Consider the following 13829-nt stretch of genomic DNA (forward strand, 5'->3'; position numbering starts at 1 on the left):
CATGGAATTCGGTGCGGTACTGCAGTGCAATCCTCCCGCCCAGCGGACGGTGGCCCTGGCCAAGAAAGCCGAGGAACACGGGTTCGACTACGTGTGGACCTTCGACTCACACCTGCTCTGGCAGGAGCCCTACGTGATCTACAGCCAGATCCTGGCTGAAACGCGGTCTATCAAGGTGGGGCCGATGGTCACCAACCCTGCCACCCGGGACTGGACGGTCACGGCGTCCACGTACGCGACGCTGAACCAGATGTACGGCAACCGGACGGTCTGTGGGATCGGCCGGGGGGATTCGGCGGTGCGGGTGACCAACGGGGCACCCACCACGCTGAAGACCCTGCGGGAGTCGATCCACGTCATCCGCGAGCTGGCCAACTCCCGGCCGGTTGAATACAACGGCGCCACCCTGCAGTTCCCTTGGAGCAAGGGCTCGGAACTGGAGGTCTGGGTGGCGGCCTACGGTCCGCTGGCACTGAAGCTCACCGGGGAGGTGGGGGATGGGTTCATCCTCCAGCTGGCGGACGTGGACATTGCCGAGTGGATGATCCGTACTGTCCGGCAGGCAGCCGCCGACGCCGGCCGGGACCCGGACAGCATTTCCTTCTGCGTGGCAGCTCCGATGTACATCGGGACGGACCGGGAACACATGCGCAACCAGTGCCGCTGGTTCGGCGGCATGGTGGGCAACCATGTGGCGGACATCGTGTCCAAGTACGGCTCGGATTCCTCCGTTCCGCAGGCACTGACCGATTACATTGCCGGGCGCCAGGGCTACGACTACAACGAGCACGGCCGCGCGGGGAACACCCACGCCGACTTTGTGCCGGACGAGATCGTGGACCGGTTCTGCATCCTGGGCACTGCCGAAGAGCACATGGAAAAGCTCGAGAAGCTCAAGGCCCTGGGCGTCACCCAGTTCGCCGGATACCTCCAGCATGACAATAAGGAGGAAACCCTGCGCGTCTATGGGGAGACGGTGATTCCTGCCCTGCGGGACCACGTGGCTGCGAAGGCATGAAAACGGAAGTACGACGGCGGTGGCGCCCGTCCGCGATCGCGTGGGGGCTGGGCGGGGTGCTGCTGCCGGTCCTTCTCTGGGAGGGGTACAAAGCCGTTGGCCCGGCGTCCGGGGTTAGCGTCGGCGGCATGCCGCTGCTTCCCCGGACCACGGACCTGGCCATGCCGCATGTCTGGACGATGCTCCAGCGGCTGCTGGCACCTGAATCCTCGGCCCCGGGCGCCGGACCGATGTGGGTGGCGGTGCTGCAGGCGGCCGGGTTCACGCTCGGCATTGCCGGGGCAGGCTGGCTGCTGGGCGTCGTGGTTGGGCTGGGGCTGGCCATGCTGATGCAGCGGTTCCGCAGCGCCAACTCGGCGATGCTGCCCTGGATCATCCTGAGCCAGACGGTGCCGCTAATCGCGATTGCTCCGCTGGTCCGCCGGTGGGGGTCACAGCTCGAGTTTGGCCCGTTCACCTGGGAAAACTGGATGTCCGTGGCAGTCATCGCCGCGTACCTGGCGTTCTTTCCGGTGGCGATTGGGGCCCTGCGCGGCTTCGGCGCCCCGGAGAAGGCGCACGAGGACCTCATGCGCACCTATGCCCTTGGCTGGTGGCAGACCTTCCTGCGGCTTCGGCTGCCGGCCAGCGTGCCGTATCTGCTCCCTGCCCTGCGGCTCGCGGCCGCGAACGCGGTGATCGGGGCTGTGGTGGCGGAGGTTTCAATCGGGTTGCGCGGCGGTATTGGCCGCATGATCGTCGAATTCGCGGCAGCCGCGGGAGGTGACCCGGGCAAGCCCTGGGCGCCAATATTCGGAGCTGTGGTGCTCGGCCTGGCCGCGGTGGGATTCGTTGCTTTGATCGGCGCACTGCTGCGCCGTTACCGCAGAGGAGAACAGGCAGTATGAACAGCACTACGGATTCAATGGGTGGGACGGCGACGGCGGACGGGGGAGCGGCGCCGGTCCCCGCGGTTCACGCGGCCTCGGTGAGCCGCATCTTTGGTGCCGGACGCAGCCCGGTGCAGGCACTGCGGGACGTCAGCCTGAGCGTGGCTGCCGGTGAGTTCGTCTCCCTGATCGGTCCCTCCGGCTGCGGCAAAAGCACCCTGATGAGGCTGATCGCGGACCTGGATGCACCCAGTTCCGGAACGCTCACCGTGTTCGGCAAGAGTGCACGGCAGGCCCGGCTCGACCAGGACTACGGCATCGCTTTCCAGCAGGCCGGGCTGCTGCCGTGGCGGACCGTGCGCGGCAACATTGAGCTGCCGCTGCAGACCCACGGCGCGGCCCCGGCAGCCCGCCGGGCGCGCTCGGATGAACTGCTGGAGATGGTGGGCCTCTCCGACTTCGGTGAGCACTACCCGGACCAGCTATCGGGCGGGATGCAGCAGCGGGTGGCTATCGCACGGTCGCTGGCCGAGTCACCGAAGCTGCTGCTGATGGATGAGCCTTTCGGAGCCCTGGATGAGATGACGCGGGAGAAGATGCAGAACGAGCTGGTCCGCATCTGCGCGGAGACGGGCTGCGCCGTCGTTTTTGTCACCCATTCAATTCCGGAGGCCGTGTTCCTCTCCGACCGGGTGGTGGTGATGTCACCACGGCCGGGTGAAATCCGGGACATCGTGGACATCACGCTGGGCTCAGCCGGCGCCCGCGGTGCAGGGCTGCGGGAAGAGGCTTCTTTTTACGAGGCGATCCGGACAGTGCGTGAGGCGCTGCACGGGGCCGAACCTGCTGCGGTCCGGGGAGCGGAAACCCGATGAGCGGAATCGTCCAGGACCCGCCGGCCGCACCGGCAGCGGGTGCGCCGGCGGAAACTCGTGGAGCAGCCGGCATCGATCCCGGCCGTCTGTCCGGACTTGGCCGCCACATCGGAGCGCCGCTGCTGCTGGGGGCAGCGGCACTCCTGCTGTGGCAGGGTGCGGTTTGGGTGCTGGAGATTGAGCCGTTCATCGTTCCGGGACCGTTGGCGATTGCCGAAGCCTTCGCCGGCAACCTGGCGAACGTGTTGGGCGCCGCCGTCGTGACTGGGGTGAACGCCGCCGTCGGGCTGGTGGTTGGAGCCCTGCTGGGGGTCGCAGCCGCTGTGGCCGCAGCTGCTGTGCCGGTGCTGGACCGGCTGGCGGCACCCCTGGTGGTAGCGCTTTCGGTCATTCCGATCGTGGCGCTGGCGCCGGTGCTCTACACGATGTACGGGGCGGACCAGCAGGCCACGCGGCAGATCGTGGCGGGAATCGCCGTCTTCATCCCCGTCTACGTCAACTCGCTGCGCGGTTTCCGGCAGGTGAAGCCGGTGCACCGGGACCTGATGCGTTCCTATGCTGCCGGGAAGTGGCAGATTACCCGCAGTGTCACTTTGCCCAGTGCAGTGCCGTACATGTTCACCGGCCTGCGGATTGCGTCGTCGCTGGCCGTCGTCTCGGCACTGATTGCCGAGTACTTCGGCGGGCCGGTAGGTGGCCTGGGCAAGTCGGTGACCTCAGCGGCGTCGAGCAGCAACTACACGCTGGCCTGGGCCTACGTGCTTGGCGCCGTCCTGCTTGGACTGTTGTTCTACGCGGTCACCGCCGCGCTGGAGAAGTACTTTTCCCGGCACACCGGCGGCTCCTGAGCCGGGCGCCGCTCCATAGATGTTTCACCGCACCACTCCGTCCGCACTAACCGCCCGTATGAGGGGAAGCAAATGAACACACGAAGGAAACCGCTCACAATCCTGGCCTCCGGGCTGGCCATCACTGCCCTGGCGCTGGCAGGCTGCGGCGGGGAATCCGGGGATGGCTCGGCCGCTGCCGATGAACTCACCCCGGTGAAGCTGCAGCTGCAGTGGTTCGCGCAGGCCCAGTTTGCCGGCTACTACGCAGCCCTGGACCAGGGCTTTTTCGAGGAGGAGGGCCTCGACGTCGAAATCCTGGAAGGCGGTGCCGATATTGTGCCGCAGGATGTCCTGGCCTCGGGCGACGCCGACTACGCTATCTCCTGGGTGCCCAAGGTTCTCGGCTCGATCGAGCAGGGCGCTGCCATCACCAACGTGGCGCAGATCTTCGAACGAAGCGCTACCCTGCAGGTCGCGATGGCGGACTCGGGCATTGACGGTCCAGAGGACCTGGCCGGAAAGAAGGTCGGCTCCTGGGGCTACGGCAACGAATGGGAGCTATTCGCCGGAATGCAGCAGGCCGGCGTGGAGATCGATGACATTGAACTGATCCAGCAGGCCTTTGACATGAACGGTTTCCTCGCCGGGGACATCGACGCCGCGCAGGCCATGACCTACAACGAATACGCGCAGGTGCTGGAGACGGAGAACCCCGATACGGGTGAGCTGTACCAGCCGGAGGACCTCACCGTCATCGACTGGAACGAAGAGGGAACCGCAATGCTCCAGGACGCCATTTGGGCGGACACACAGCGGCTCGAGGATGACGAGGAGTACCAGAAAACCACGGTTGCCTTCATCAAGGCCGCCATCAAAGGCTGGGCGTATGCGAAGGACAACCCCGAGGAAGCGGCGGAGATCGTGACCGGGGCCGGGTCCACGCTGGGCACGAGCCACCAGCTGTGGATGACCAATGAAACGTCCAAGCTGATCTGGCCGTCCACGAACGGCGTCGGCCTGATCGATGAGGCTGCGTGGGAACAGACGGTTGAGATCGCGCTGGGCACCAAGAACGAAACTGGTGCAACGATCATCAGTGAGGAGCCGCCGGCCACGGCCTGGACCAACGAGTACGTGGAGAAGGCGCTGGCCGAGCTGGAGGAAGAAGGCGTAGACACCAAGGGTGCGGACTTTGCGCCCATTGAGGTTGAGCTTCAGCCCGGAGGGAACTGACCCGGTTTGAACCCGTGTTGGCCTGGCCGGCGCATCGCTAGTTCGGCTTCTTGTCCGCCCGCCGGGCGGCCGTGGCTGATGGTGGTGTGCCTGCCAGGCTTTTTTGTGGTGCAGTGCGGCTGGGCCAGTCGGGATGTTCACCGGTCAAAAGCTGTAGCGTTTGAGCTACCCTCACCGCGAATCAATGCGGGCGGGGTATATGCGACTCGGGAGTCCTGGGATTGTTGGGTGCCGGGTGCCGGGTGCCGGGTGTCGGAGCGGTGCTGCGGTGAGGGACCGGCTTGTGGGACGCTTACGAGTGCAGGGTCGTTCGCTAACCATCCGCGCTGATGGGGTTGGAGAGACTGAACTCGCAATACTCGCCGGTCAGTTCCCCGCCGACGCTGAACTCGAGCCGAAGCATCTGAGCCTCCGCAGGGGGAGCCGGCGTGTAGACCCGGAGAGCGTCCCACTCCATACGAGTGCCGGCCGATTTGCCTCCTGACCACTGGTACTCGGTACCAATATCATCAGATACAACCGTGGTGAGCTCCTCAAAAACTGCGACGCCAGGCATCTGAGGTGGGTCCTCAGATCGTTCTGATCCTGCAGCTTTACGCTGCTTCCACCACTCCTCGAGTTCTCGCTCGTACCGGATGTCCCGGGACATTGTCTCTTCTCCGCGCACCCCACTGAAGTGCACATGGATGCTCGGCTTTCCGGCGCTGGCACCGGCGTAGTTTGGCGCGTCTTTGAACTCGACACCTGCAAAGCGCACGTCGATACCATCGGTGGTTCCCACCACGAGGTCATGAGGCGCATGTGTGAGTGCAATCATGCAGCCACATTAGCGGCCCTGGTTCGCACGCGTCACAAAGACGAACGTCTCATCACTCTTCATGCCTGTCCCGTAGAGGGATCCGCTGTGGCCACCCGGTCGACTTTCAGGAACAGGTCTTCACGAAACTTGTGGCACCTGGCCGAGCCTCGAACGTCACAACATGGCCGTCGCCGTCCTCGAAGACAGCTTGTGATCCGGATACGGTCACAGTGCCCGCCTGATAGGGGTTCCCCCATCCCGGTGGGGGATTGCCTTGGCCATCATGCAACGGCGTCTCTGCAATGAAGAACGTGTCGTCAACGCGCACTTCCTCTATGCCACAGTGTGTGTAAAGCATGATTGGCTGGCTTGAAGGCCCTCCGGCCGGTGCGTCCGTTGAGGCACCGGGGTGGGGGAGCTGTGGGTCTGAGCATGCGCAGAGGACGGCCAACAGCGAGGCAGCCAAGAGTGAGATCCTCACGCTGGTGTTCATTAGCGTCCCCCAATCTCGAGTCTGACGCACAGACTAGGCGATGACGAGAATGGCCGCCATGATGGCAGATGATGCAGTCGCCACGCGTCCCGCTCAGGGATCCCCGACGGGGACACTGAGCGCGGCGACAACCCGCAATGAGCAGTCCGCAAGCCGATTCCTGAACGAACACCTCAGTCGTTGCTCAATGGAAAGATGTTTAGCTCGAGGCCTCGTACGCTTCGCAACGGGCCTGGAGTTCAGTAGCAGCCGCGGTCCAGGCATCCGCGTCCAGGTTCCACGACGCGTCCGGGTTATCCGCTTTCCGGAGAACGTTCTCGGTGGGGGAGGAGAATTGCTTCACCAGCGGAGCGATGTCCGCAGGAGCATCATTGGCAATGGCCAGGACTTCATCGTGGAGCGGGCGCGCATCCTCCGGGCTCATATTGACGCCCGAAGTGCCGCCACCGATCTTCACCACCGAGATCATCTGTGTCAGCGGTCCTTGACCGTCTGCGCCGAGGAGTTTGAGGCATGACTGCTCTTCAGTGTCCCCAACCTCTGGTGCGACGGTGGGGGCTGCGGTTTCCGAAGCAGTTGGCGGTTTGGCCTCGGCTCCTGTAGTTGCCGTACTGCAGCCGGTGAGGAGCAGTAGTGCGAGGACAGGGCTGATGGCAGATATTCTCATGGTTCCCCCGGGAGTCTTTGACGGTGGTGACAATTTAGCCGTTAGTTACTTTGGTGTCGAGGAACTACATGCTGTGGCAGGAGTCGCGGCTGTGTCCCGCTGAGGGACCGGCTTGCGGGCGTGCCTCAATCCTCAATTTCCGTACTAGGCTCGACGGGTGTCTACCAATCAGAATCCCCAAGTGATCATACTGAACGGCGGCTCAAGCTCCGGCAAGTCTTCAATTGCTCGGGCTCTTCAGGAAATCCTCCCAGGCATTTGGTTGACTTTCGGCGTCGACACTTTCATCGACGCACTTCCTGCCGGGGGTGACAGTCCGCGTGCGGGAATCACCTTCGAGCAGGACGGCACCATCACTTTCAGTGCTGAGCATCGGGCCTTGGAACGCAGCTGGTACACCGGACTCAGCGATATGGCCCGCGCGGGAGCCCACTTGATCCTCGATGAGGTCCTTCTGTCAGGGGGAGCGGGTCAGGATCGTCTGCGGTCAGCCTTCAGCGATGTGGAGCTGATTTGGGTGGCCGTGCGCTGCGACCCGGACGTCGCCGCATCCCGCGAGGCACGACGCGTCGACCGCGTGGAAGGGATGGCTCGACAGCAAGCCCTAAGCGTGCACGACGGAGTTGACTACGACGTCGAGGTCGACACCACCTATCGCTCAACGGAAGGGTGCGCACGCGACATCGCGCGCCAGCTCTCGCTTGAGGCTTTCATCCGCTAAAGGATCGGCTTACGGCACATGGCATGCTGGCAGTCTGAGTTGAGCCGCAGTAATAGAGGGGGCCATTCATATGCAGAGCGACGAACCAAAGGTCAGTCGGGACGGTTCTGTGATGTGCACCGTGACAGGATCGTTCTTTCGGGCTGTTGACCCCGCCTACCGAGCCACAGCTCTCGAGGGGTCCAGATCTGCCGGCCGGTATTCACCGCCGGATGTACCAACGTTGTACCTCAGCTCGTCACGCGAGGGTGTAGCCGCTGCAATGATCGCCCATGCGGACAATCGCACACCAAATCTCGAAGTGCTGCAGTTCGATGTGGAGGCCGAGCGAATCGTCGATCTTCGTGATCACGAGGCATTGAAATCGCTGGGCATTGATCCTGCGGACGCTGCGGCGGACTGGCAGGAACTTGTTGCCGCTGGCCGTTCACCGTCCTCTTGGAAGGTCCGGGAGGCTCTGGAGAGTTTTGGCGCCCGCGGGTTGATCGACCCGTCACGTAAGCAGCCGCACCTCTGGCATCTGACGCTCTTTAGCTGGAACGCTGACGGCGCTCCGAGCGTCCGGGAAGTTCCAGCCCAGTAAGGGATCTCTATGGGACGGGGCTATCGCGCACCTAGACGGAGATCCCCGTGACCGATGGTTAGACTGTCGCTATGTCGACCGGGAAAGGTGCTAAGTGGGGAATCGGTAGGAGTTCTTTTAACAAGCTCCCATATTCGACTGTCCTGCTCCCTATTGTTGCCTTATCTGGATGTGCGGTGGAGAGTGCTCCCATGCCGCCGGACGGACATGTTTTTCTGACAGTTGTCGTTCAGCAGAACAGCGGATCTGCTGTGCCGGGCTGCCTGGTAAAGCTGGAACCGTCGTTCGGTGAACCAGCAACGGTAACGGCTTCCTCTGGTACTTCGGACCAAAGCGGGAGTGTCGAGTTAGTGCAGTCCCACGGCTTGTACGAAATGCTTACGCAGTGCCCGGGCGAAATGCCGACCGGCCCAGTTTTAGTTGATTTAGAGGGCCCAGGGCTCACGTATGCGACGTTGACAACAGGCTCCGCCGACCAATGACAGCTGCGGCCAGTATCCGGACGGCGCATTTCCATAGTAGGGGGTGCTGAAGGTGTCGCGCTAAGGGATCCCCTAACGCGTATGGCCGATCCCACTCCCATCATCAGAGCACGCCAGCTTAGTCTTGGGGACGGAAGGCGGGCACACCGATAAATAGCGCAATGACTTTACGAACGGAAACTGCGTATGAAGAACTGGAAAGCGCCGAGCAAGCTCCTTCTCATGTTCGGGATTTGTCTGGCTGTATTCGCCGTGCTGCGATTCCTTGTGCCAACCGAGTACTCACTAGTGGTTCTTGGCATTCCGGGAGCTATTTTCGTCGGCTACATGGCGAATCTTGGTGCCAATATGGTCCGCAATCCACCACCTCCGTCAGGCAAATCTGATGATGCAACTCGGTCCGACCAGTAAAACCCGGGACACAGTTGCCTCGTTTGAGGGTTGCTCACCCGCGACGCCTGGCTATGCGCGCCATGCAGTCGGTGGTCCCTGCGGGGGTGGATTTACCCGAGTGCCCATCAGACGCAAGGACCGTGTTCCCTAACCTGGACTGACAACGTGTCGCGGATAAGGATCGGCTTACAGGCAATCCGATCGAGACCGTAAAGGCCGACATTAGCATCCCGGCTTGGGGCTAGAATTTGGTCATGTCAGACGACCGCGCCCGTCGAGTCATCCGCCTGTTTCCTGACTACGGGCACCGCTGGCCACTCTGGGAGAACAGCACCCCCGGCCACCCGAGCAAATACACAATGGAGCCGGCAGACTTCGGGCTGTCAGAAACCCTAACTGACCGACTCCGCACCTGGTACGACGCTTGGGAGGCAGAGACCCTTTATGAAAACGGTTGGAGTTCAAGCGCCAAGGAACGGGCTTGGAAGGCTGAGGGCGCCAGCATCGCCCAGCAACTTCGATCAGAGGTCAAAGCCTTCGCAGACGTGGAATACGACGAGTAGCGGGGCCCCGACACTACAGATGTCCCGTAGAAGGATCCCTCAGCGCGACACCTCATGGGTACGAGTGAGCCGAAATGCGCCCATCGGCACTTGGTCCGCTTCCCCTGTGGGGCTGTGGGGCTGTGGGTGTAATGGGTAGTTAGCGGTCGCGGAGCTGGTCGAGACGGTGGAACGTAACCCTGGGGTTTTGCTAAACAAGGACAACTCAGTCGAGGGAACTAATACATCCAATCCCATGGGCCAGCGATAGGATCGGCGCATGACCAATCTGAATGCAATTCCCAAGGAGACAAAAGACTGGTCATTCGTGGCCGATCAAGGCTGTTCTGAATGCGGATATTCACCTCACTTCGGTCCGGAAACCGGGGGTCGTCTCCGCCATACAGCGACCGCTTGGAAAGAATTACTCAGCCATCCTCCAGCTTCCCAGCGACCCGTACCCCAGGTATGGTCGCCTCTCGAATACGCAGCCCATGTGCGTGACATGTGCCGGCTGGCATGTGAGCGAGTAGGGCTCATGCTGGCAGAGAGCGTGCCGACTTTTTCCAACTGGGATCAAGACGAACAAGCCGAAATCAACGACTATCTGAACTCGGACAGGCTCGCCCTGTCTGCAGACCTAGAGAGCCAATTGGAGCTTGCTGCTCGCGTATTTGACCAAGTTCCCGACAACTCCTGGGACCGCGCAGGACTCCGCGGGGACGGCAAAGAATTCACAGTTCAATCCTTCTCATCCTTTGTCCTCCACGAGGTCGAGCACCATCTTCAGGATGCGAAGGAAGGTCTGCGCAAAGTCGTCTAGTGTGCTGCTAGATCTACCGAGGACCAGGTCGCCGGTAGCCAACCTCAGCCATTGAAAACCGTGTTGTGCGCCCGCTGAAGGATCCCTCAGTGCGACACGTGTTAGACGGTCTAGCGAGTGATCTGTCCCTGCGGTTAGCCGCCTAACCAAAAATGATTTCTGAAGCGCGATTAGGTTCTTGCCCAGCCGCACACTCCCGGAGCTTCAAGCGATGTCCCCGCGTATCCGCGGCCACCCGGCGCGCTTTCGCATAGCTCCTCGGCTATTCCCTTGCCCAGGCTATAGACGGGAGGGAAGGCGGCGCTGATGAGCAGCGTCACCGTGACAAGGCACATCGCCCATGCCTTACGATTTGTCTCCGCTCGTCTCATTGCCCTCCAAGTCAGAAGGGCCGCAAATGCCAACGCGACAAATGGCAGGTACATCGCTACCTGGGTCCACACGGCACCCGTTCGCTGGACAAAGGAAATAAGAGTTACTGCGAAGAGGACAACTGAAAGCAGGATAGGGAGAAAAGCCACGACCCCTACAACTGCCACGAGGAGATCAGGCCTAGTTGACCTGCCCCGCCGCTTGAAACCCGTCGTGCTTTGCTGGGTACTCAACGCAGCTCATCCACAGCTGCGTTCTCCTGAGACGCACGGCACAACTGCTCTTCGCGCATTTCGGGACTCAACCCATGCCACGCGTGTGCCTGGGCTGTGACCTCTGAATCCGGCAGGCCCATGGCTCTCAGCTGCTCGGGTGAAACCATCACGCTGTTCTCCGGCCCGATCTGGTCACTCCGGTCCAGGGCCGCGCCGGGACCGGAGGCATAATCAGCAGAACAAGCGATGAACGGTTCGTAGACCGCCGTCGCAGGATCATCCTTCAGCTCAGAAGACCCCATCGACGCTATTGGAGCCATCGCAACTGTGGCGGTCTCAGTAGCGGATTCACCAGGCGCCGATAAGGGCGTCGTTCCTATTCCAAGGACAAAGCCACCCAAGATCGCTAGTACGACGATCATTCCTACTGACGGTCTTCTGTTAATGGTGCCCCCCTGACCCGCTGCCACACCCCATCGATGCAACGGCCCCAGCCTAGCGGACGGTGCAGGACTTACCCCGAAGATAAGCACTTGAGGGGTCCCATTAGGCGATCCCTGAACGGGACGCCTACTCAGTGGAGCTTTCGGGCGAACGTTCTTCGCGGCGCGCCTTTCGCTTCGCCAGCCACTCGTCGCGGTACGCGTCCACCTCTGCTGCCTTCTTATTGCCGAAGTAGACACCAATTATTGGACCCAGGCCGGCGCCAAGGCCAAGTAAGGAGTATTGCCAGCCCTGGGTTAAACCCACCACGACGCCGATAACGATCGAGAAGCCGAGGAAGTAAAGGAGTGACTTGCCGCTAACGGTTTTATTTCGTGCCATCCTGCGTCCTCCTCGACGCCGCTAACATTCATTGCTGGTCCTGAGCGAGCCCGCGCGGTCCGGGACAGGCACATGACCGATATGGATCCGTGAACAGGACTCTCCGTCATGGAAGCTATCACTCACAGCTCGGGATGTCTGGGGTCCTTTCCACGTTCGCGCCAATAGTCGTCTCGCTGCCGTCGTACGAACCATGCGATATATACCACCGCGGCTATTGCGGCGATGCACTGACTGATAGCGATGACCCAGTCCCAACGCGATCGGAACTCTGCCGGCAGCCATCCTGGAATGAGAAAAAGCGCCACGGCTGTCACCACGCCTAACACTGCGGGCAACGGGGACGGACGACGCTGCACAGAAGTCATGGCTCACCCTATCCATTTCCCAGGTTTGGAGGTGAACATTTGAAACGATTCGCCTCGGTCCAACTCTCCAAACGGCACGGTTCCCGGTACGAGGCCCCAGGTTGAACGTCCCTGCCGCAGCGCCTGACGCGACCGTGGGTTGTCAGCTTGTGCGGGCCTCAAGTTCGGCGACTCCGGGGCCGGTGAGCTCGGCACAGTAGGCGCTCCGGCCTGTCATCGCCATGATGAGTGCGACGGTACTACCACGGACGACGTCGCCTTCCCCGAGGCTGATGCCCGTGTCCACAGCCTCCAGCCGCAGGCCACGAACCCGTTTCTTGGCGATGACCACCTGATTGGTACCCGCGTAATAGCGCAGCAATGCGACGAGGGCCGCGGCCGGATAGTCGCGGACCAGACCAAGCGGCCGACGGATGTCCTCTCCGTGAACGACCATCTCGCCTAGCAGCGCCAGCCGCGGCAGCGGCGGAGATGTGCGGCTGCCAATGGTCGACCTGAATCGGCTCAGTGTCTCTGAGGAGGAGGTGCCCAGCTGCTCGCGAAGGCGGTCCTCCACTTGTTTGTCGAAGTCGAACCGGGCACGCACGACGCCCGCGAACCAACGGGGCCCCGACACCGCTCCGCTGACAGTCAGATGCGCGAGCACCTCGCGTACTGTCAAGCCAGCGCAGAGCGAAGGAGTTGACCACTGCGCCTCGTCTACCTGCGCAAGCTGGTCCGCGAGAGCTTCCCGCTCAACGTCGATGCTCTGCCAGACCATGTTCCGCTCCACACCGGCATCCTCCCAATCCAACGTCCGGATATGGATCCCTCAGCGTGCGCGATTCAGCAATGAGAAGGTTGTCGAACTTCGCCCGTGTGCCCTCGAGGACGGACCGGCAGCCCAAGGAGCAGGCATGCCGGACAATGTGGATTGGCTCGTCCTCACTGATGACCGCGGCAACCGCAGGCTAGCCTTTCAGCAGGTTGATAACTTGAAGAGAGCAACATGGCCGCTGTCCGTTGAAGGATCCCCAGCTTGGCGGAGGAGTGTGGCCGTCAGCGCCGGGTCGCAAACCGGACCTGGATCCATTTGAGCTCAGCGCGTGGAAGCACCGCGGTAACGACGCCGCCGCCAGCGAGGCTGGCTCCGATGCCGTACACAAACGGATCAGTATCGACCTCTGCGCCGGGCACCTCGACTCCGTTGACGACGGTTCTGGCCTGGCCGTTTACCGTCCGGGCAGTTACTACGGGTGCGTGCTGGTCCCAGGGTTTACCGCCGGGCCAGAGGTGCTGCCGGTACTGGTTCAACAGGATGTGGTTGACGTGGTCAGCCAGGAGGCTTTCAAGCGAAGAGTGCGGCTCGCGGTGCCAAGTGGTCCGCACGGCCTCCCACAGCTGCGGATAGCGCATCCGCTCCACCTGCTCGATCAGCCAAGGGGGCCGGGGCCACCGCGGAACATCGTCGATCCCTCTGAGGGTCTCCTCGTCGAGGTCCGCCAGGTTAACGGGGTCTGATCGGTCATCCGGATTTCGCCAGAGACTGTAGGTGATGCTCGCTGTCATTCCGCTGTACCCATGGTCATCCAGGGCGTAGTTCAGACTGACGGAGTCGGTGTCCTCAAGAGATGGCTGGGACATCAGCCCCAGCACTGGAATGGGCATGAGCTTTAGGTTTTCGGCCCATTCGGCACGGGGGTCTGGGGCGTCTTCCGGGAGAATGCCAACCCATTCCATGC

Annotated in this window: 15 protein-coding genes; 9 read left to right on the forward strand and 6 right to left on the reverse strand. The window is 62.1% G+C overall.

Going from position 1 to position 13829, the window contains the following annotated elements; translation table 11 throughout:
- Nucleotide 1 precedes the first annotated feature (1 nt).
- The 5 genes from AO716_RS11465 to AO716_RS11485 all read left to right on the forward strand — a co-directional run bounded on the left by AO716_RS11465 (nt 2) and on the right by AO716_RS11485 (nt 4825).
- Nucleotides 2–1018 (forward strand): TIGR03842 family LLM class F420-dependent oxidoreductase, encoded by a 1017-nt coding sequence (locus AO716_RS11465; RefSeq protein ID WP_055240964.1) that lies wholly within the window; start codon nt 2–4, stop codon nt 1016–1018.
- Nucleotides 1015–1905, forward strand: coding sequence for an ABC transporter permease (locus tag AO716_RS11470; protein WP_055240965.1), 891 nt, complete (start codon nt 1015–1017; stop codon nt 1903–1905). Before AO716_RS11465 ends, AO716_RS11470 begins: the two co-directional genes overlap by 4 nt.
- Nucleotides 1902–2762, forward strand: coding sequence for an ABC transporter ATP-binding protein (locus tag AO716_RS11475; RefSeq protein WP_055240966.1), 861 nt, complete (start codon nt 1902–1904; stop codon nt 2760–2762). Before AO716_RS11470 ends, AO716_RS11475 begins: the two co-directional genes overlap by 4 nt.
- Nucleotides 2759–3610 carry an ABC transporter permease gene (locus AO716_RS11480; RefSeq protein WP_082413513.1) on the forward strand — a complete coding sequence of 284 codons (852 nt, stop codon included), beginning with the start codon at nt 2759–2761 and terminating at the stop codon, nt 3608–3610. Before AO716_RS11475 ends, AO716_RS11480 begins: the two co-directional genes overlap by 4 nt.
- Nucleotides 3611–3682: 72 nt before the next feature.
- The gene (locus AO716_RS11485; RefSeq protein WP_055240967.1) at nt 3683–4825 is read left to right on the forward strand and encodes an ABC transporter substrate-binding protein; all 1143 of its coding nucleotides are present in this window, start codon (nt 3683–3685) and stop codon (nt 4823–4825) included.
- 313 nt (nt 4826–5138) lie between these two features.
- On the opposite strand, the gene AO716_RS11490 is transcribed toward AO716_RS11485, so the two are convergent.
- Both AO716_RS11490 and AO716_RS17300 read right to left on the reverse strand, forming a co-directional pair.
- On the reverse strand, nt 5139–5642 hold the full coding sequence (locus tag AO716_RS11490; RefSeq protein WP_152969951.1) for a hypothetical protein: 504 nt from the start codon (nt 5640–5642) through the stop codon (nt 5139–5141).
- Between the two features lie 674 nt (nt 5643–6316).
- Nucleotides 6317–6784 carry a hypothetical protein gene (locus AO716_RS17300; protein ID WP_152969952.1) on the reverse strand — a complete coding sequence of 156 codons (468 nt, stop codon included), beginning with the start codon at nt 6782–6784 and terminating at the stop codon, nt 6317–6319.
- Between the two features lie 181 nt (nt 6785–6965).
- Here AO716_RS17300 and AO716_RS11500 point away from each other — a divergent pair, with 181 nt between their 5' ends.
- The 4 genes from AO716_RS11500 (at nt 6966) to AO716_RS17090 (ending at nt 10328) form a co-directional block, all read left to right on the forward strand.
- Nucleotides 6966–7505 carry a chloramphenicol phosphotransferase CPT family protein gene (locus tag AO716_RS11500; RefSeq protein WP_055240970.1) on the forward strand — a complete coding sequence of 180 codons (540 nt, stop codon included), beginning with the start codon at nt 6966–6968 and terminating at the stop codon, nt 7503–7505.
- A gap of 112 nt (nt 7506–7617) precedes the next feature.
- A complete protein-coding gene (locus AO716_RS17085; protein ID WP_082413609.1) occupies nt 7618–8088 on the forward strand; it encodes an RES family NAD+ phosphorylase in 471 nt (156 codons plus the stop codon).
- 1129 nt (nt 8089–9217) lie between these two features.
- Nucleotides 9218–9526, forward strand: coding sequence for a hypothetical protein (locus tag AO716_RS11505; RefSeq protein WP_055240971.1), 309 nt, complete (start codon nt 9218–9220; stop codon nt 9524–9526).
- A gap of 259 nt (nt 9527–9785) precedes the next feature.
- Entirely contained in the window at nt 9786–10328 is a 543-nt protein-coding gene (locus AO716_RS17090; RefSeq protein WP_082413515.1) for a DinB family protein, read from the forward strand.
- A 601-nt stretch (nt 10329–10929) separates the two neighbouring features.
- Here the strand turns inward: AO716_RS17090 and AO716_RS11520 are convergent.
- The 4 genes from AO716_RS11520 to AO716_RS11535 form a co-directional block, all read right to left on the reverse strand.
- On the reverse strand, nt 10930–11217 hold the full coding sequence (locus AO716_RS11520; RefSeq protein ID WP_152969953.1) for a hypothetical protein: 288 nt from the start codon (nt 11215–11217) through the stop codon (nt 10930–10932).
- Nucleotides 11218–11485: 268 nt separating this feature from the next.
- Complete coding sequence (locus tag AO716_RS11525; protein ID WP_055240975.1) at nt 11486–11740, reverse strand: hypothetical protein; 255 nt, start codon at nt 11738–11740, stop codon at nt 11486–11488.
- Nucleotides 11741–12250: 510 nt separating this feature from the next.
- Entirely contained in the window at nt 12251–12901 is a 651-nt protein-coding gene (locus tag AO716_RS11530; protein ID WP_235472069.1) for a maleylpyruvate isomerase family mycothiol-dependent enzyme, read from the reverse strand.
- Nucleotides 12902–13146: 245 nt separating this feature from the next.
- On the reverse strand, nt 13147–13827 hold the full coding sequence (locus tag AO716_RS11535; RefSeq protein ID WP_055240976.1) for a hypothetical protein: 681 nt from the start codon (nt 13825–13827) through the stop codon (nt 13147–13149).
- Nucleotides 13828–13829 lie beyond the last annotated feature (2 nt).

The sequence above is a fragment of the Arthrobacter sp. Edens01 genome, from assembly GCF_001307035.1.
Classification (GTDB): domain Bacteria; phylum Actinomycetota; class Actinomycetes; order Actinomycetales; family Micrococcaceae; genus Arthrobacter_B.